Genomic DNA, 17,568 nt, shown 5'->3' with positions numbered 1-17,568 from the left:
CTCCCCTCGGCCTGGGCCGGGCCCCTAGCTTGGTGCCATGACTTCTGCCGACGAACGTGACCCCGAACTGCCCGGCCGGCTGCTGACCACCGAGCGGGACGCCCTCGTCCCGCTGCTGCGCGCCAGGCCCGACGAGGACTTCGCCCTGCCGGCCACCGCGTGTCCGGGCTGGACCGTGCGGGACGTGCTCGCGCACTGTTCGGCCGCGCTGATGCGGGTGGTGGAGAGCAGGTACGAGAAGGACGTCTTCTCGCCCGAGTCGAACGACCGGGACATCGCCGAGCGGGCCGATTGGCCGAACCGGCAGGTCGTGGACGAACTGGAGCGGGGGATGACGGAGGCGGGCCTCGTGATCGCCAGGGCGGGCGGGGTGCTGGACGGGATCGCGCTGGGCGAGTGGGTCCATGCCGGTGACGTGCGTGAGGCGCTCGGGGAGCCGGGGGCGTACGCGGGCGCGGGACTGCCGGACGCGCTGACGCTGCTGGTCCGGATCACCCGGGAGCGGGACCACGTGCCGCTCCACGCGGACCTCGACGACCTCGACGAGCCGCTGCGGCTGGGCGGGGTTCCCGGTGAGCGGCCTCCGGCGCGGTACATCGGCGACGCCGCCACTCTCGTACGGCTGTACGCGGGGCGTTCGGCGGCGGGGGCGCAGTACGAACTGGCGGGGGCGAAGGCGGAGGAGCTGAACATCTACGGCTGAGCGTCTTCGGGTGTGCGTCTTCGGGTGAGCAGGGCCCCGCACCGGCGTGGTCGTACAGGCGTAGGCTTGGATTGGACTAGACCTGTAGTCAGGTCTGGCCAGACCTGACTGCCAGACCTGTAGCCGCCCGACGAATGGGGTCCCATGAGCAAGCGTGCAGTCCTGGAGGTGATCGCCCTCGACGTCGAGGACGCGGTCGCCGCCCAGGCCGGAGGCGCGGACCGGCTTGAGCTGGTCACCGACATCGCGGCCGACGGGCTGACCCCGTCGGCCGGCACGGTCGCCGGGATCCGGGCCGCCGTCGACATCTCGCTGCGCGTGATGCTGAGGCCGGCGGACGGGTTCGCGGCGGGAGCCGCCGAGGACGTCGACCGGCTGGTGCGGGTCGCCGGGGAGATGCGGGCCGTGGGCGCCGAGGAGTTCGTGCTCGGGTTCCTCGACACGGACGGCGGAGTGGACCTCGCGGCCGTGGAGCGCGTGGCCGGCGAGCTGGACGGCTGCCGGTGGACCTTCCACCGCGCGATCGACCACTCCGCCGACCGGGACGCCCTGCGCAAGCAGCTGGACGGCCTGCCCGGCCTCGACACCTTCCTCACCGCCGGTTCCGCGTCCGGCGTGGACGACGGGCTCCCCACGCTGCTCGCCGAGGCGGCGCGGAGGCGGGGCGGGGAGCCCGGGTACGAGCAGCGGATCCTGGTCGGCGGAGGGCTGCGGCTGGACCATGTGCCGACGCTTCGGGCCGCCGGGATCGACGCCTTTCACATCGGCGGGGCCGCGCGGCCCGAGGGCTGGGGGCGGCCGGTGTCGGCGGCGGCGGTCGCCCAGTGGCGGCGGGTGCTGGATGGGGCTGCCGACCTCAGGTGAGCTGCGGCGGCAGCGGTGCGGCATGCGTCACGATCAGGCCCGACACCGCCCGGGTCAGGGCGACGTACAGGCGGCGCAGGCCGGTGCGCTCGTCGGGTTCGGCGTCGACCACGGCCCGGGGTTCGTCGAGCACCACGTAGTCGTACTCCAGGCCCTTGGCCAGGGAGGCCGGGACCAGGGTCAGACGGGTCTCGTACGTGGTCTCCTCGCCCGGCGCGAGATGGCCGAGGCCCGCCGCGGTGAGCGCCTCCGCCAGGGCGGGGACGCGGGCGTCGGCGGCGATCAGGCCGGTGGAGCCCTCGTGCCGCAGCAGCTCCTCGCAGGCGGCGACCACGTCGGCGGTGCCGGAGACCGGGCGCAGGTCGAAGAAGCCGGGGTTCTCACGGACCGAGGCGACCGGGGCCAGGCCCGGGGCGATGTGCGGGAGGAGGCGGGAGGCGTAGGTGATGACGTCGGTCGGTACGCGGAAACCGGCCGTCAGTTCCTCGATCACGCCGTCCGTCTTGCCGAGGTGGGCGAGCGCCTCGTCCCAACTCCGGGTCGCCCAGGGGGTGGTGCCCTGCGCGAGGTCGCCGAGGACGGTCGCCGAGCCGGTGGTGCAGCGGCGGCCGACGGCCCGGTACTGCATGGGGGACAGGTCCTGTGCCTCGTCCAGGACGACATGGCCCAGGGAGGGCGTGCGCTGGACGAGGTCGTTGGCCTCGTCGATCAACACCGCGTCCGCGGGTGCCCACTTGGCGGACTTCACACTGCGGACGGGCTTCGCCCAGAGAATCGTCTTCTGCTCGTCCTCGGTCAGGATTCCGTCCGCGTGCACGGCGAGGAAGTCCGCGTCCGTGAGCAGTCGCAGGACGAGTTTCGCCGGGTCGACGGGCGGCCAGACCTGCTTGACGGCCGCCTTCACCGCCGCGTTGCGGGCCACCGCGTCCTGCACCCGGTCGTCCGGGGCCTCGCCGGACCGCTCCATCTGCACCAGCACCGCGTGCGCGATGCGCTGCGGGAGGGCCTCGCGGGCGGCGCCGTAGCGGATGTCGCGGTCGAGCAACTCACGGACGATGTCCTCGAGTTCGTACGCCGCGACCCGCCAGCGGCGCGAGCCGCGCACGACGACGACCGGCTCGGTCGGCATGGTCACGTGCGAGTGGACGGCCCTGCGCAGTACCTCCGCCATCCTCGCGTCGCCCTTGACGACCGCGGCCGCCGCCTCGTCCGTGCCGAGCACGTCGACATGCGCCACCAGGTCGTCGACGGTGGCCTGCTTCACCGTCAACTCGCCGAGCGCGGGCAGGACTTGCTCGATGTAGTGCAGGAAGGACTTGTTCGGTCCGATGACGAGGGTGCCGGTACGGGCGAGCCGCTCGCGGTGGGCGTAGAGGAGATAGGCGACGCGGTGCAGGCCGACGGCCGTCTTTCCGGTCCCCGGGCCGCCCTGCACGCACACCGTCCCGCCGAGCCCGGACCGTACGATCTCGTCCTGCTCGGGCTGGATGGTCGCCACGATGTCGCGCATCGGGCCCACGCGCGGGCGCTCGATCTCCTGCTGGAGCAGCTTGCTGGTGGCCGCCGCCTCCGCCGGGTCGGAGAGGTGCTCGTCCTCGTACGCCGTGAGGTCGCCGCCCGTGTAACCGAAGCGGCGGCGCAGCGCGATGTCCATCGGGGCCTTCCTGGACGCCCGGTAGAACGGCTGCGAGACCGGCGCACGCCAGTCGATGACCATCGGGTCGCCGTCGTGGTCGTGGACGTGCCGGCGCCCGATGTAGAACCGCTCGCCCTCCGCGCCCTCGGCCTGCTCGGCGCCGGGCGAGTGCAGGTAGTCGAGCCGGCCGAAGAACAGCGGGGTGTGGCTGAGGTCGGCGAGTGCCTTGATGCGCTCGCCGATCTGGCGCTCCAGGATCTGGGCGTTGACCCAGTTCGCGGTGACGTCGCGGATGTCGAGGGACTCGGCGTCCTCGCGCATGGCACGCAGGGCGGCGCGGGATTCGGCGAGGTGGGAGCGCTCGCGGGCGAGGGGGTCGTCGACGGGCGGGGGCGGGGTGGACAAGGGGGTGCCTCCGAGGGACCTGCTGGACAGGTGGATGAGCGGCTGTGAGATACCGACCGGTTTCCGTCCGGGCGGCGGCACTCCCTGGGGAGGCGGGCAAGAGCGGAGATTGTAAGTGGACGGCACGGCCGGGAGCGAATGATTTTCCCGCCCCCTAGGGGACGTCCCCTCCACCCTGAGGGTGGCTGCTCGCTCCGAAGTACTACACGGTGACCACCCGGGTTCGCCCCGCAGACCGATGCCGTCCTTATGTCCGGAACGCCACCATGGAGACATGAGCGCAGCAACCATCACCCCAGTCCCGTGCCCGCCCCGCACGGCCGGCGCCACACCCGTCCTCGGCAGCCACCGTCACGTCTTCGGCGAAGCCCTGCGTGCCGTGAAGGTGTTCGCGGGCGCCGCCTTCGACGTCGTCGTCCTCGGGGAGTACGGCGAGGAGGCGGGCGTCCGCCGCAGGTGACGTGCGGTTGAGTACGACGCACAAGCCACCTGAGTACCCGCACCGGTGACCGGCCCCCGGCCGGATTGCTTGACTGCACGCATGACGACGCCGACACCGCAGGACGGGCCGTACTCCCGGCCGAGACCGCAGCACGGGCCGTACCTTCCGCCGGCACCGCAGGACGGGCCGTACTCCCCGCCGAGCCCGCCGTACTACGTTCCGTACGCGATCCCCGGTCCCGACGACCACGACCCCCGGCCCATGTCGGCACCTCTGGTCGCCACGCTTCTCCTGGCGGTCATCGGTCCAGCCGCACTCTTCCTCGGCGGCCTGTCCGTGATGGCCACCGACAGCTGCGGCAGCCGCTGCCCGACGGCGCTCACGACGTGGCTGTACCTGATCTACGGCACGATCCTCTTCGGCGGAGTGCTCTCACTCGCCGCGCTCGTCACCGCCTGGTCGCTGCCCCGCAAGGTCCGCTATGCGAAACTGCGCTGCTGGGCCTCCACCGTCGCCGTCGCCCCGTCGGTACTCGTGATCGTCCTGGTGTTCACGATCCCCTCGCCGTGACGCCGACGGGCCGACCGTCAGCCGGCCGGCGCCGCAGGCCAGCCCCGGTCAGGCGTCCTCCGCGAGCAGCTCGTCCGCGTCCATGATCCGGTAGGCGTACCCCTGTTCCGCCAGGAACCGCTGCCGATGCGCGGCGAAGTCCTGGTCGATGGTGTCCCGGGCGACCACGGAGTAGAAGTGGGCCTGGTGACCGTCGGCCTTCGGCCGCAGCACCCGTCCCAGCCGCTGTGCCTCCTCCTGCCGTGACCCGAAGGTCCCCGACACCTGGATGGCGACCGTCGCCTCGGGCAGGTCGATGGAGAAGTTCGCCACCTTCGACACCACCAGCACGCTGATCTCGCCCTGCCGGAAGGCCTCGAAGAGCTTCTCGCGCTGCGCGTTGGAGGTCTCGCCCTTGATCACGGGCGCGTCGAGGTGCTCTCCCAGTTCGTCGAGCTGGTCGATGTACTGCCCGATGACGAGGATCTGCTGCCCCGCGAACCGGCGGACGATCGCCTCCGTCACCTTCCGCTTGGTCGCGGTCGTGGCGCAGAAGCGGTACTTCTCCTCGGTCTCCGCGGTGGCGTACGCGAGCCGCTCGGAGTCGGTGAGGTTCACCCGCACCTCCACACAGTCCGCGGGCGCGATGTACCCCTGCGCCTCGATCTCCTTCCACGGCGCGTCGAACCGCTTCGGCCCGATGAGCGAGAACACGTCGGACTCCCGCCCGTCCTCGCGCACGAGCGTCGCGGTCAGTCCCAGCCGCCGCCGGGCCTGCAGATCAGCCGTGAACTTGAAGACCGGCGCCGGCAGCAGGTGCACCTCGTCGTAGAGGATCAGCCCCCAGTCCCGGGAGTCGAACAGCTCCAGGTGCGGGTAGACGCCCTTCCGCCTGGTCGTCAGCACCTGGTACGTGGCGATGGTGACGGGCCGGATCTCCTTCTTCGTCCCGCTGTACTCGCCGATCTCCTCCTCGGTCAGCGAGGTCCGCTTCACCAGCTCGTGCTTCCACTGCCGCGCGGAGACGGTGTTCGTCACGAGGATCAGGGTCGTCGACTTCGCCTGGGCCATGGAACCGGCCCCGACCAGCGTCTTTCCGGCACCACAGGGGAGCACGACGACGCCCGACCCGCCGTGCCAGAAGTTCTCCACGGCCTGCTTCTGATACGGCCGCAGCGCCCACCCGTCCTCGTTCAGCTCGATCGGGTGCGCCTCGCCGTCGACGTACCCGGCGAGGTCCTCGGCCGGCCATCCGAGCTTCAGCAGCGTCTGCTTGATCTGCCCGCGCTCGGAGGGGTGCACGGCGACGGTGTCGGGGTCGATGCGGTTGCCGACCAGGGGGGCGATCCGCTTCGAACGCAGGACCTCCTCCAGGACCGGACGGTCGGTGGAGGTGAGGACCAGCCCGTGGGCCGGGTGCTTGGACAGCGTCAGACGGCCGTAGCGGTCCATCGTCTCCGCGATGTCCACGAGGAGCGCGTGCGGCACGGGATACCTGCTGAACTCCACCAGCGCGTCCACGACCTGCTCGGCGTCATGCCCGGCAGCCCGCGCGTTCCACAGACCCAGCGGCGTCACCCGGTAGGTGTGGATGTGCTCCGGCGCCCGCTCCAGCTCGGCGAACGGCGCGATGACCCGACGGCACTCGTCCGCCCGCTCGTGGTCGACTTCGAGCAGCAGAGTCTTGTCCGACTGGACGATGAGTGGACCATTCACGCGCGGCACCCTTTCCGGAAGGCCAGAGGTGTGGCCAAACGTCCAGTGTGCCTCACGGGCTGCGGTTGGGGTGGGGCGCGCGTCACACCGGGACGGCGCGGGCGGTGGTGTCGGCGGCGCCGAATCCTCGGTCAGCCGGTGTCCTCCGCCAGCTCCGCGACCCCCGTCACCCGGTGCAGCGGATACGTCCGCACCTCGTCCGCCGTGTGGTCGTACGCCGTCACGAAGCCGCCCTCGACGCGGATCGGGGCGATGACGCGCTGGCTGGCGGCGCCCTCGGCGTTGACGTAGCCGATCCACAGGGTCTCGCCGGTGAGGACGGCGGCCTGCATGGTGGCGAGGGTCTCGGCGGGGCTGGTGCGGGGGAGTTCGCCCCCGGTGACGGGAGTGGCGGCCGTCGGCTTGCGGGGGGTCGTGGACGCCAGGTCGCCGGCGCGGATGGCGCGGATCGCGGCCGACAGGAGGGTCGCGTCGGGGACCGGGGGACCGTCCGGGACGGGTTCGGGGGCCGTGCGCGGCGGGGTGCGGTGGGCATGGGCGCGGGCGATCAGGACGTCGCCCTCGGCGGACTCGGCGGCCGGTGCGAAGCCCATCGCGCGCAGGCCGTCGAGCAGCGCGGCCGGGTCGGCCTGGGTGGCCAGGACGGTGGGGGCCAGGCGCCGCAGGCTCAGGCCTGCCGCCCGCTTGTCGGCCATGATCTCGTTGAGCAGCGCGTCGTCGTCGCAGCGGACATAGGCACAGGCGGCACCGACCCGCAGATGGCCGTGTCTGCGCGCCACGTCGTCGATCAGGTACGTCAGCGGCTGCGGAACCGGCGTACGGGAGTGCTCGGCGAGAAACGCGTGCAGGTCGGAGGCGGTCCGGCCGGCGTCCAGCGCGCGGCGCACCGAGCCTGGCGTGAAGCGGTAGACGGTCGCCCCGCCCTTCGACTCCACGTCCGCGAGCACGCCCAGCATGTCCGCCAGCGGCCGCTGGAGCGGCCCCGGCGCCACCGCCGTCAGGTCCGCCTGGAGCAGGACGTGGTCCAGCGGCTCGGGGAGGAGCGGCGCGAGGAGGCGGGCGGCCGCCGCGGAGGCGGTGGCCTGCTCGGCGGGGGACAGGGGCTCGACGACCGGCGGGGTGTGGTGGTGGACGGGGAGCTTGTCGCCGGGCCCCACCGGTTCTTCCGCTGCCGCTTTCGGCGCGGGCGCGCCCAGCAGCGCCCGTCCCTGCGTCGACAGCGCGCCCCGGCCCGTCACCCCCAGCAGCTCCGCCTCCGACAGCGACCACCGGGCGAGCCGGGCCCGCAGGTCGTCGTCCCGCTGGGCCCCGCGCAGGGGACGCTCCCAGCTCAGGCGGGCCAGCACCGACTCGGCGGACGGCGAGGTGCCCTCCGGCAGCCCGGCCAGCAGGGTCAGCACCCGGTGCCGTACCTCGGGCGCGGCCGAGCGGTCGAGCCCCGGCCCCAGCGCCGACAACGTACGTTCCTTCGCGTCCCGCCCGCCCACCAGCCCGGACGTCCGCGTCGCCGTCAGCCACGCCTGGGCGAGCAGAGCCCAGCGCAGGCCCGCGGGCTGCTCCAGCCACTCGTCGTGGGCCGGCGTCGCCGCATACCGCTCGTCGGCCTCGCCGTCGGAGGCCAACAGTCCCGCCGCGTAGGCGAGTTCGACCCAGAAGGCCGCGATCGGCTCGGACACGTCGAGGGCGACGGCGGTCCGCTTCAGATCACGGACGCTGAGCCCGCCCGCCCGCATCACGGCCGGCCCGCCCTCGTGCCAGTCCTTCAGCAGCTCCTCGACGGTCGCCAGCGCGGTGTACGCCTGCCCGGCCGCCGTCTCGTCCACAACCTGTGGACGATGCGTGGCGGCGGCCTCCACGGTCGGCGGCAGCGGCTCGGCGACCCGGTGCGCCCGGCCGCCGCGCAGATGCAGGGCCACCTCCCGGGGGAGTACGACCGTTCCCGGCGCCGTCGGCAGCAGCAGCCCCCGGTCGAGAAGCCAGCGCAGACGGGCCGCGGGATCGGCGGTGACCTGGCCGTACGGCGGCCCCCAGACCAGCCGGGCCAGCACCTCCCGCGACTCCTCCGGGGCACCGCCCAGCAGCGCCCCCATCCGCCTGCGGTTCGTGAAGAGCGCGGTCAGCGAGGTCACCGCCGACACCGCGTCGTGGGTCGAGGGGAGCCCCGCAGCCGTGACGATCTCCTGGATACGACCCGGCGACATGCCCGCCGTCGCCTCCTGCACCGTCGGCCCCAGCCCCGTCGGTGACGGGTGCTGCGGCGCGGGTGCCAGCAGCTCCCGGGCGGTACGCACGAGCCGCAGCCGGTCGTCGGCGCCCCACACCAGGGCCTGCATGCGCAGCGTGCCGAGCGCCCGCGGCAGCGCGGCCGTGACCGCCGGGTCGGCCTCGTCGCCCGCCATCAGACCCAGCAGCTCCTCGTACGAGGCCGGGTCCGCCGCCACGGCCAGCGCCTCCGCCGTCTGCAACGCGAACCGGTCGAGGCGCTCCAGGGCCCGCACCACGGAGGCGCGGGTACCGGCGCGGGTCGCGAGCTGGGTGAGGTCGGTGGGGACGGGGGTGATGAGGTCGGGGCGGGCGCGCAGGAGTGCGGCCAGGGAGGCGTCGTCCCTGGCGCGGAGCGCCTCGGCGAGGGAGCGCGGCGGTGTGGCCTGGTGGCTCATCCGACCCACGGTAGCGGGTGGGTACGACGGTGTGTCTCCGCGCTGCCCGCCCAGCTGGGCAGTCGTGCCGCCGGGGCGGCAAGGGTGGCGCAGCGGCACCCCGCAGCGCCGGGCTGCGCAAACGCCCCGGCGGCACGCCTCCCCACGGCTACGGCAGAGGTGCCTGCCCGCGATACCGTCGTCCGACGAGGTATTCAACGCGCCAACCCCGGAGGGGACTTCGTGGGTATCGAGAGCGACCAGGTCGTCTACGAGTATCTGAGCCGCGTCGGCGACGTGGCTCAGCAGCGGCAGTTGGCGTCGGGCGACCGGATGCGCCTGGTGTCGGAGCTGCGGAACGAGATCGACCGGCGCCGCGCCAAGGTCACCGTCGACAGCCCCGCCGCCGTCCGCCGCATCATCGCCGACCTGGGCAGCCCCGACGAGGTCGTCCGGGCCGCGGGCGGCACCGGAACCGGCGCCACACCGCAGGAGCCGCCCGCCTCCGTGCCCGTACAGCGGGACCGGCAACCGGAGAAGGGCGGCGGCCCTCGGCCGAAGGGCCTGCGGCGGGTCGTACCGCGTCCGCGCCCGGCGCAGGCGTCCCCCGACCCCGACCCGTCCGACGTGCCTTCCCCGCCGCACCTCGCGAGCACGCACGAGCTCGGGGACAGCGCGGCGCAGCCGGACTGGTGGCGGGTGGACAGCAGCGCGTTCGGCGTGGGGGACAGCGTGCCCGGCTTCGTCGGCGGCGTGGAGATCCCGGAACTGCTCAAGCCCCCGCCGCCGAAGGCGGATCCGGCGGTCCGGATGGAGAAGGAGACCGCCGAGCGGACGCCCGCGCCCACGGTCGACAAGGGGAAGGCCGGCCCGCTCGGAAAGCTGGTCCGGCTCGGCAAGCCCGCGCCGGCGCCCGCACCGGCCCCGGCCGCCGAAGCCGTCGTCCAGGCCCCCGCGGCCCGCCGCCGCTTCCGGCTCCTCGGTGCCCAAGGCGCCGGCGGCTGGAGCAACCCCTTCCTCCTTCTCGCCGCCGGACTCCTCGTCGGCGGTGCCGTCCTCGGCAACTGGATCGCCCTCGTGCTGGGCTGGGGCATCGCCTATGCCTCGCGACGGCTCAGCGACGCCGAGACCAAGTGGGCGGTCGTGATCCTGCCCGGCCTGTCCCTCACGGCCGGTGCGGTGTGGCTGTGGGGGAGGACCGAGGGCCGCTGGGGCGATCCCGTCGCCGAGGGCCACATGAACGACGCGATCGCCCAGACCTGGCCGTGGGTGGTGCGGGGCGCGGCCGTCGCGTCGGCGCTGTTCCTGGTGTGGCGGTCGCAGCGGCGGAGGTAGGTCACAGCCGCGCGGAAGTAGGTCACAGCCGCGCGGACGCCTGTCCGTCACGGACGCTGGGCACAATGGCCCATATGGCCTCTACAACTTCTTCCGCGCCGACCGTCGGCTTCGACCTCGACATGACCCTCATCGACTCCCGGCCCGGCATCCGCGCCTGCTACCTGGCGCTGTCGGAGCGGACGGGGACGTACATCGACGCCGACCTGGCCATCACGCGGCTCGGGCCGCCGCTGGCCGATGAGCTGGTCCACTGGTTCCCGGCGGAGCGGGTCGAGCCCGTGGCCGACCTCTACCGGTCGATGTACCCGACCATCGCCATCGTGCCGACGCCCGCGATGCCCGGCGCCCGGGAGGCGATCGCGGCGGTGCGGGCGGCCGGCGGGCGGGCGATCGTCGTCACCGCCAAGCACGAGCCCAACGCCGAGCTGCACCTGGAGCACCTGGGCATCGAACCGGACGCGGTGATCGGCGACCTGTGGGCGGAGCAGAAGGCGGACGCCCTGCGCGAGCACGGCGCGGGCGTCTACGTCGGCGACCACGTGGGGGACGTCCGCGGCGCGCGGAAGGCCGGCGCGCTGTCGGTCGCGGTGGCCACCGGCCCGTGCGACGCGGACGAGCTGAGCGCGGCCGGCGCGGACGTGGTCCTCAAGGACCTCACCGCGTTCCCGGACTGGCTGACGGACTACCGCCCGGCCCGAGCCTGACGGCGCCCCGCCGCGATCGACTGGAGCACTCCCGCACCGGCCAGCAGGAAGCCGACTCCCATGAGCATGCTCAAGCCGAACATGTACGTCGGAAAAGGCGTCGTACCGAGAAGGAACGGGGCCACGGTGACCAGAGTGGCCACTGCACCGATGAAGAACACGAGCGCACCGGCGCGGATCAGTCGGTCACCGGGCTCGGCGGAATTCGTTTGGGTTTTGTCACGCACCGGACCAGGGTAGTTCCCTGCGGCGAGGAACAACCGGGTGACGTCTTGTCACCGGCGTGAAGACCATTAGCCTTGGTACCGGCGGGTCCCGACGACCCGCCCCAGTGCTATCAAGAGCCGTTTCAGAAGCAGTTTTCCGACGAGTACGAGGACGAGGACAGACGTGCCTACCGGCAAGGTCAAGTGGTTCAACAGCGAGAAGGGCTTCGGCTTTCTCTCCCGCGACGACGGCGGTGACGTCTTCGTCCATTCCTCCGTCCTCCCCGCCGGAGTCGAGATGCTCAAGCCGGGTCAGCGAGTTGAGTTCGGCGTCGTCGCCGGCCAGCGCGGCGACCAGGCCCTTTCGGTCACCATCCTCGACCCGACCCCCTCGGTCGCGGCCGCCACCCGCAAGAAGCCCGACGAACTGGCCTCCATCGTCCAGGATCTGACGACCCTCCTCGAAAACATCACACCGATGCTCGAAAGGGGCCGGTACCCCGACAAGGCCGCCGGCGGCAAGATCGCCGGCCTGCTCCGCGCGGTCGCCGACCAGCTCGACGTATAACCCCGCCGCAGAGGAAATCCAGCGCGTCCGGGCCGAGGGGCGGTACCAGCCCCTCGGCCTCCGCACGTGTGGGCAGCTGTGGACGGCTGCGCCGGGCTCCGCCCGTCGGCTGTTCTCAGGGAAATGCGAGCGCGTCCGGCCCGAGCGCGGGCACCAGCCCCTCCGCCGCCGCACGGGTGAGAAGGCCCCGAACCGCCGCGTAACCGTCCTCGCCCAGTTCTGCCGTGAATTCGTTGACGTACAGCCCGATGTGCTGGTCGGCGACGGCCGGATCCATTTCCTGGGCGTGCTCCATCACGTATGGGCGGGAAACCTCGGGATCGTCCCAGGCCGCGCGGACGGACGTACGAATCGAGTCGGCGAGCCGCGTCAAGGTCTCCGCGCCCAGCGACCGCTTGGCGATGATCGCGCCCAGCGGGATCGGCAGCCCGGTCGTGTTCTCCCAGTGCTCGCCCATGTCCGCGAGCTTGTGCAGCCCGTAGGTCCGGTACGTGAAACGCGCCTCGTGGATGACGAGTCCCGCGTCCACCTTCCCGTCCCGCACCGCGGGCATGATCTCGTGGAACGGCATGACCACGATCTCGCCCACGCCCCCCGGGAGCGTGTCCGCCGCCCACAGCCGGAACAGCAGATACGCCGTCGACCTCTCGCTCGGCACGGCGACCGTACGGCCCGTCAGGTCGACGCCCGCCTCCCGCGTCAGCACCAACGGCCCGCAGCCCCGCCCGAGCGCGCCGCCGCAGGGCAGCAGCGCGTACTCGTCGAGGACGTACGGCAGCACGGCGTACGACACCTTCAGCACGTCGAACTCGCCGCGCTCGGCCATGCCGTTGGTGATGTCGATGTCCGCGAACGTCACGTCCAGCGCCGGGGCGCCGGGGACGCGGCCGTGGGCGAGGGCGTCGAAGGTGAAGGTGTCGTTCGGGCAGGGGGAGTACGCGATCTGCAACTGGTCACCGGTCATGTGGGTTCCAACTCTCCAGGACGGGTGTGAGCTTCCCGAAGGCCGCCGTCAGCGCGCTCAGCGCGTCGCCGATGCGCCAGGCGGCGCGGTCGCGCGGGCCGACCGGGTTGGAGACGGCCCGCAGCTCGAACACGGGCACGCCGTGCGCGGCGGCCGCCTCCGCCACGCCGAAGCCCTCCATGGCCTCGGCGAGGGCGCGGGGGTGGCGGGCGCGCAGGGCTGCGGCCCGGGCGGCCGTGCCGGTCACCGTCGACACGGTGAGGACCGTGCCGGGGAGCGCTCCGGTCGCCGACACGGCAGCTCGTACGAGTGGTTGTGGCGGACGATGGGTGACGGTCCCGAAGCCCAGCTCGGTCACCGGCAGGAACCCGTCGGCCGTCTCGGCGCCCAGGTCGGCCGCGGTGATCTCGTCGGCGACGACGAGCGAGCCGACGGGCGCCTCCGGCTGGAAACCGCCGGCGATCCCGGCGGAGACGACGAGGCCGTAGGGGGCGCCTTCGAGCGTGGCCGCGGTCAGGGCGGCTGCGGTGGAGGCCGCGGCGAGGGCGGGGCCGACGCCGGCCGCGAGGAGGTCGTACGAGGGAGGAACGCGGTGGAGGGTCGCGCCCGGGAGCGGCACCTCACGCGCGGGCCCCGGGAACGCGCGTGCCACCGCGTCCCGTTCGACCGGGACCGCGGTGGCTACGAGGATGCGCATCGACGGCTGCGGATCAGGCGTCCTTGTTCTCCAGCTTGAAGTTCCACACGCCCTTGTACTGCTTGCTGGCGCCGGAACCGCTCTTGTCCTGCTCGACGATGCTGATGTTCAGCGTCTTCGGCGCGGCCTGGCCCTGCTGGTCGGCGAAGAGGTCGACTCCCTCGAAGGAGTAGTACGTCTTCTTGTACACGTTGGTGACCTGCTGGCCGTTGATCCACAGGGCCCAGCCCGTGTCGGCGACCTCGGGGTCGACACCGATGCGCAGCGTCTCGCTCTGCGGCACCTTGATCGAGTGCGACGCCTTCTTCAGCGTGCACTTGGTGGCCTCTTGCTGGCCGATGCTGTTGCCGTCGTCGTAGCACTCGGCCTCGGTGCTCACCGAGTGACTGCCGAACGTCACGGTGGCCCGCGGCGTCGGCTTGTCGCAGGCGGACAGGACGAGCAGTCCGGCGGATACGGCACCGGCGGCGGCGACGGCGCGGCGGCGTCGCACAGCACTGTGTTCAATAGCGGCTCTGCCGCGGGGCAGCGTGGTCATGGCCGAAGGCTATCGGGCAGGTCCACCGGTCCCCCTACGCGGGGTGCGGCGTGCCGTGGACCAGGGGAGTTCCTGGACCTCCGCTAAGCCACCCTCGACCGCGCCGGAGCCCCGTGCCGGGCCGAGCTCAGCAGGCCCTTGATGGTGGTCAGCCAGCCGACGGCGACGATCGCGGCGCCCACGAACAGGCCCAGCGTGCCGTTGAGGGGCATCACGATGCCGACCGCGCCGCCGAACACCCAGGACACCTGAAGGATCGTCTCGGAGCGCGCGAAGGCCGACGTCCGCACCTGCTCGGGTACGTCCCGCTGGATCAGCGCGTCCAGGGACAGCTTGGCGAGGGCCTGCGAGAACCCGGCGACCGCCGCCAGACAGGCCACCAGGAACGCGCCGAAGAAGATCGCCGCCGTGATCGCCGTCGCCAGCACGCACGCCACCACCGTGACGATGATGAGCTCGGGCGCCCTGGACCGCAGCCACGCCCCGACCGCCGTACCGAGCGCGTTGCCCGTGCCCGCCGCGGCGATCACTATGCCGAGCGACACCGCCGCGCTCTCCCCGGTCAGCGGATGCTCCCGCAGCAGGAAGGCGAGGAAGAAGATCAGGAAGCCGGACAGGCAGCGCAGCGAGGCGTTGGCGCCGAGGGCATGGGTGACGGCCAGGCCGACCGTGCGCAGGCCGGGCCGCTTGACCGGCTTGAGATGCGGCCCGTGCAGATGCTCCTCGTCCGCCGCCAGCAGCGCGACGTCCTCGCCCTTGGCGGAGTCGACCTTCGGCGGCAGGGTGAAGGACAGGAACGCGCCCACCATGAAGATCACGAAGGCGCCGTAGAGCGGCCAGCGCGAGCCGATCGCCTGCAGCCCCGCCCCGATCGGCGCGGCGACACCGGTCGCGAGGAGCCCGCCGAGGGTGACCCGGGAGTTGGCCTTCACCAGGGAGAACTTGGGTGGGAGCAGCCGGGGCACGACGGCGCTTCTGACGACGCCGTACGCCTTCGACGCGACCAGTACGCCCAATGCCGCCGGATACAGCTCCAGGCTGCCGCTGGCGACCGCCCCGGAGAGGATCAGCGCGAGCAGCGCCCGGGCCAGCATCGAGCCCGCCATCGCCGCGCGGCGGCCGTGCGGGAGGCGGTCGAGGAGCGGGCCGATCACCGGGGCCAGGACCGTGAAGGGCGCCATCGTGATCGCGAGATAGAGGGCGACGCGGCCCCGGGCCTCGTCCGTGGGGACGGAGAAGAACACGGTGGAGGCCAGCGCGACCGTGATCATCACATCCCCGGCGCCGTTCACACCGTGCAGTTCGATCAGCTTGCCGAGCCCGGACTCGCCGGCTCCGTGGGCGTGGGTCGCCTTGCGGATACCGCGTGCGGGACCTGTCACCGGCAGGTGCAGGGCACGGCCGACCGCGCGCAGACGCCCGCCCACTCGGCCCGGCCCGCTGCCTCGGCCGTTCCCCTTGCTGCCTTTGATCCCTTTGGACATCCCTTTGGACCCACCGATCCCGGTGGCACCTTGGGGCGTCTTCGCGGCTGCCACCCCGTCATAGTGCCCCGAGAAGTGGGTGTGTAGTGCGGTTACCGCGCGTATGGCCGTGCACTTCTGAAAGCGAACAGACCCGTCGGTGTAGGCCAAGCGCACGCGAACAGGTAGCGTGCGTATCTCAGCCATCCCGCAGAATGGGTGGTAGAGGTGCGCCCGAGTGTGAGTGGGCGTGGACGTCGACGCGGTCCCCGGGTCCGCTCCGTCCGCCCCGCCGCCGACAGGCGACGCACCAGAGAGACGGCGTAGGAGAGAAGCGATACCTGTGAGCGCAGCGACCACGCGAAGCCGCACCCCCGACCGCCTGTGCGCCGAGGCCGTCGACCTCGCCCGCACCGCCGCCGAGGAGGCCGCCGCGCCCGGCGTGGTCGGCGAGCACGCGGGACTGGTGTCAGAGGGCGACCGTGTCGTCACGCACTTCTTCGAGTGCAAGGAACTCGGCTACCGCGGCTGGCGCTGGGCCGTCACGGTCGCCCGCGCCTCCCGCGCCAAGTTCGTCACCCTGGACGAGGTGGTCCTGCTGCCGGGCCCGGACGCCCTCCTCGCCCCCGAGTGGGTGCCATGGAGCGAGCGCCTGCGGCCGGGCGACATGGGCCCGGGCGATCTGCTCCCCACCGACGCCGAGGACCTCCGCCTGGAGCCCGGCTACTCCGGCGAGGACGAGCCACTGCCCAGCTCGCCCGTCTCGGAGGAGATGGCCGAGCTGGTCGAGGCCGAGGACGCGGAGGTCACCCCGGGCGCCCCCGCGACCCTCCCCGTCGTCCCCGCCCGCGGTTCCATCGCCGCCGTCGCCGAGGAACTCGGCATGCGCCGGGCCCGCGTCCTGTCCCGCTACGGACTGCACATCGCCGCCGACCGCTGGGAAGAGTCGTACGGCGCGAAGACCCCCATGGCCCAGGCCGCGCCCGCCTCCTGCGTGAGCTGCGGGTTCCTCGTGCCGATCGGCGGGTCGCTGGGCCAGGCCTTCGGCATCTGCGCCAACGAGTTCGCACCGGCCGACGGGCGGCTGGTCTCCCTGTCCTACGGCTGCGGAGGCCACTCCGAGGCGGCGGTCATGCCGGCGCCGCCGCGGCCGGCTCCGCCGGTGATCGACGAGACGACGGTGGATCCGTTTCCGCTGCGTCCGGCGCGGGATTCGGGGTCGGTGCCGGATGTCTCCGACGAGGATGCGGCGGAGTTGGGGCACTCGTAAGTCGCTGGGGGCGGGTGCGGGTGCGGGTGCCGGTTTCGGTGCCGGTGCCGATGTGTGGGGGTGGGGGATGTTTCCCTGCTCCCCCCCTGCTCCCCCTGCTCCATTCCGGCTTGCTCTGCGCGCGGGCAAGCCGCGAGAAGAGGTCGGGGCGTCGGGGGTCTGTTTGGGACGGGGCACCACCTCGCGTCCGTGATCGGACTCGCTACTCACCTGCGGGTCGGGCCTCGGGCTCTGCGAGGACCTGTTCCGCCGAGGTGGCGGTGGTGGCGCGGTCGAACCAGAGGTCGAGGACATCGAGGTCGTCGCACGATGTGACGCGCTCACGGTCTGCGTCCGAGACCTCGACGCCACGGCGGTCCAGCAGTCGCAGGATGTCCTCGACCCTCGCCTGGGCACGCCCCTCGTCACGGATCTCTTCCGAGATGTACGACTTGTAGAAGGAGAGGTCCACGGCCACCAGGTTCCTCCAGAGTTCTCCGGCCCGGCGGTTGACGCCGAGGCCCTGTGCGGTGAATTCGATGATGGGGTCGGCGACGGCTTCGGGCACGTCCTGCAGAGCGGTGGACAGGGCCTTCGGTATCCCATCGACGGCCGGTTCCTTCGCGTGGGTGATGGCGGACAGTGTGGCCAGCGCCAGGTCGGCACGGGCCTCGTCCGGATCGTTGATCACGGGCATGTTGTGCGGACCGGCCACCAGTGGGCGCAGCGTGAGGGCGGCCCACCACCGGGGCCCGATGGGTACGGGCTGGGCGGCCCACTCGGCTGTGGCCCGGTCCTGGCAGACGACCAGCAGCAGGGGCGGGGTCTTGCTGGGCGGGTCCGTGGATCCTCAGACGGGTGCGGGTGCGGGTGCGGGTGCGGGTGCG

The 17,568-nt window shown here is 72.6% G+C and carries 16 protein-coding genes and 1 pseudogene; 8 read left to right on the top strand and 9 right to left on the bottom strand.

The genetic code is table 11. The features are described 5' to 3' along the window. Positions 1 to 37: 37 nt before the first annotated feature. Both ADK57_RS14855 and ADK57_RS14850 read left to right on the top strand, forming a co-directional pair. Complete coding sequence (locus ADK57_RS14855; RefSeq protein WP_053749935.1) at positions 38 to 703, top strand: maleylpyruvate isomerase family mycothiol-dependent enzyme; 666 nt, start codon at positions 38 to 40, stop codon at positions 701 to 703. Between the two features lie 144 nt (positions 704 to 847). Then, the gene (locus ADK57_RS14850) at positions 848 to 1,567 is read left to right on the top strand and encodes a copper homeostasis protein CutC (protein ID WP_053749934.1); all 720 of its coding nucleotides are present in this window, start codon (positions 848 to 850) and stop codon (positions 1,565 to 1,567) included. On the opposite strand, the gene ADK57_RS14845 is transcribed toward ADK57_RS14850, so the two are convergent. Beyond that, a complete protein-coding gene (locus ADK57_RS14845; RefSeq protein ID WP_053749933.1) occupies positions 1,560 to 3,608 on the bottom strand; it encodes a HelD family protein in 2,049 nt (682 codons plus the stop codon). The genes ADK57_RS14850 and ADK57_RS14845 overlap by 8 nt on opposite strands. Before the next feature lie 274 nt (positions 3,609 to 3,882). Between ADK57_RS14845 and ADK57_RS14840 the strand changes: the two genes are divergently transcribed. Both ADK57_RS14840 and ADK57_RS14835 read left to right on the top strand, forming a co-directional pair. Further along, complete coding sequence (locus tag ADK57_RS14840; protein ID WP_053749932.1) at positions 3,883 to 4,068, top strand: hypothetical protein; 186 nt, start codon at positions 3,883 to 3,885, stop codon at positions 4,066 to 4,068. A gap of 81 nt (positions 4,069 to 4,149) precedes the next feature. Continuing rightward, positions 4,150 to 4,620, top strand: a complete 471-nt coding sequence (locus ADK57_RS14835) for a hypothetical protein (RefSeq protein WP_107091550.1) — start codon at positions 4,150 to 4,152, stop codon at positions 4,618 to 4,620. Between the two features lie 48 nt (positions 4,621 to 4,668). Here ADK57_RS14835 and ADK57_RS14830 read toward each other — a convergent pair whose 3' ends face one another. After that, positions 4,669 to 6,315, bottom strand: coding sequence for a DNA repair helicase XPB (locus ADK57_RS14830; RefSeq protein WP_053749931.1), 1,647 nt, complete (start codon positions 6,313 to 6,315; stop codon positions 4,669 to 4,671). 131 nt (positions 6,316 to 6,446) lie between these two features. Beyond that, the gene (locus ADK57_RS14825; RefSeq protein WP_053749930.1) at positions 6,447 to 8,975 is read right to left on the bottom strand and encodes a helicase C-terminal domain-containing protein; all 2,529 of its coding nucleotides are present in this window, start codon (positions 8,973 to 8,975) and stop codon (positions 6,447 to 6,449) included. Positions 8,976 to 9,197: 222 nt separating this feature from the next. Here ADK57_RS14825 and ADK57_RS14820 point away from each other — a divergent pair, with 222 nt between their 5' ends. Both ADK57_RS14820 and ADK57_RS14815 read left to right on the top strand, forming a co-directional pair. After that, positions 9,198 to 10,289, top strand: a complete 1,092-nt coding sequence (locus ADK57_RS14820) for a hypothetical protein (RefSeq protein WP_053749929.1) — start codon at positions 9,198 to 9,200, stop codon at positions 10,287 to 10,289. A gap of 74 nt (positions 10,290 to 10,363) precedes the next feature. Next, a complete protein-coding gene (locus ADK57_RS14815; RefSeq protein ID WP_053749928.1) occupies positions 10,364 to 10,996 on the top strand; it encodes an HAD family hydrolase in 633 nt (210 codons plus the stop codon). Here ADK57_RS14815 and ADK57_RS14810 read toward each other — a convergent pair. Then, positions 10,975 to 11,223, bottom strand: a complete 249-nt coding sequence (locus tag ADK57_RS14810; RefSeq protein WP_053749927.1) for a hypothetical protein — start codon at positions 11,221 to 11,223, stop codon at positions 10,975 to 10,977. The genes ADK57_RS14815 and ADK57_RS14810 overlap by 22 nt on opposite strands. 163 nt (positions 11,224 to 11,386) lie before the next feature. On the opposite strand from ADK57_RS14810, the gene ADK57_RS52240 reads away from it, so the two are divergent. Continuing rightward, on the top strand, positions 11,387 to 11,770 hold the full coding sequence (locus tag ADK57_RS52240) for a cold-shock protein (protein WP_053749926.1): 384 nt from the start codon (positions 11,387 to 11,389) through the stop codon (positions 11,768 to 11,770). A gap of 115 nt (positions 11,771 to 11,885) precedes the next feature. Here ADK57_RS52240 and ADK57_RS14800 read toward each other — a convergent pair whose 3' ends face one another. From ADK57_RS14800 to ADK57_RS14785, 4 genes are all read right to left on the bottom strand, one after another. Beyond that, positions 11,886 to 12,734: a 1,4-dihydroxy-6-naphthoate synthase gene (locus tag ADK57_RS14800; protein ID WP_053749925.1), complete on the bottom strand. Its 849-nt coding sequence runs from the start codon at positions 12,732 to 12,734 to the stop codon at positions 11,886 to 11,888. Then, positions 12,724 to 13,431 (bottom strand): futalosine hydrolase, encoded by a 708-nt coding sequence (locus ADK57_RS14795; RefSeq protein ID WP_053749924.1) that lies wholly within the window; start codon positions 13,429 to 13,431, stop codon positions 12,724 to 12,726. Before ADK57_RS14795 ends, ADK57_RS14800 begins: the two co-directional genes overlap by 11 nt. A 13-nt stretch (positions 13,432 to 13,444) precedes the next feature. Beyond that, positions 13,445 to 13,969: a hypothetical protein gene (locus ADK57_RS14790; RefSeq protein ID WP_053749923.1), complete on the bottom strand. Its 525-nt coding sequence runs from the start codon at positions 13,967 to 13,969 to the stop codon at positions 13,445 to 13,447. 83 nt (positions 13,970 to 14,052) lie between these two features. Next, the gene (locus ADK57_RS14785; protein WP_199830580.1) at positions 14,053 to 15,507 is read right to left on the bottom strand and encodes an MFS transporter; all 1,455 of its coding nucleotides are present in this window, start codon (positions 15,505 to 15,507) and stop codon (positions 14,053 to 14,055) included. 268 nt (positions 15,508 to 15,775) lie between these two features. On the opposite strand from ADK57_RS14785, the gene ADK57_RS14780 reads away from it, so the two are divergent. Beyond that, on the top strand, positions 15,776 to 16,702 hold the full coding sequence (locus ADK57_RS14780; RefSeq protein ID WP_053749921.1) for a DUF3027 domain-containing protein: 927 nt from the start codon (positions 15,776 to 15,778) through the stop codon (positions 16,700 to 16,702). A gap of 202 nt (positions 16,703 to 16,904) precedes the next feature. Here ADK57_RS14780 and ADK57_RS14775 read toward each other — a convergent pair. Continuing rightward, a pseudogene (locus tag ADK57_RS14775) lies at positions 16,905 to 17,510 on the bottom strand (hypothetical protein); the annotation flags it as partial. Positions 17,511 to 17,568 lie beyond the last annotated feature (58 nt).

Origin of the sequence: Streptomyces sp. MMG1533, from assembly GCF_001279775.1 — a bacterium.
Taxonomy (GTDB): domain Bacteria; phylum Actinomycetota; class Actinomycetes; order Streptomycetales; family Streptomycetaceae; genus Streptomyces.
This window is presented reverse-complemented; position numbering and strand designations above follow the sequence as displayed.

Excerpts from the sequence above, each read along its gene's own strand:
- ADK57_RS14855 (WP_053749935.1), top strand. The coding sequence starts at position 38 with ATGACTTCTGCCGACGAACGTGACCCCGAACTGCCCGGCCGGCTGCTG.
- ADK57_RS14850 (WP_053749934.1), top strand. The coding sequence starts at position 848 with ATGAGCAAGCGTGCAGTCCTGGAGGTGATCGCCCTCGACGTCGAGGAC.
- ADK57_RS14840 (WP_053749932.1), top strand. The coding sequence starts at position 3,883 with ATGAGCGCAGCAACCATCACCCCAGTCCCGTGCCCGCCCCGCACGGCC.
- ADK57_RS14835 (WP_107091550.1), top strand. The coding sequence starts at position 4,150 with ATGACGACGCCGACACCGCAGGACGGGCCGTACTCCCGGCCGAGACCG.
- ADK57_RS14825 (WP_053749930.1), bottom strand. The coding sequence starts at position 8,975 with ATGAGCCACCAGGCCACACCGCCGCGCTCCCTCGCCGAGGCGCTCCGC.
- ADK57_RS14815 (WP_053749928.1), top strand. The coding sequence starts at position 10,364 with ATGGCCTCTACAACTTCTTCCGCGCCGACCGTCGGCTTCGACCTCGAC.
- ADK57_RS14800 (WP_053749925.1), bottom strand. The coding sequence starts at position 12,734 with ATGACCGGTGACCAGTTGCAGATCGCGTACTCCCCCTGCCCGAACGAC.
- ADK57_RS14795 (WP_053749924.1), bottom strand. The coding sequence starts at position 13,431 with ATGCGCATCCTCGTAGCCACCGCGGTCCCGGTCGAACGGGACGCGGTG.
- ADK57_RS14790 (WP_053749923.1), bottom strand. The coding sequence starts at position 13,969 with ATGACCACGCTGCCCCGCGGCAGAGCCGCTATTGAACACAGTGCTGTG.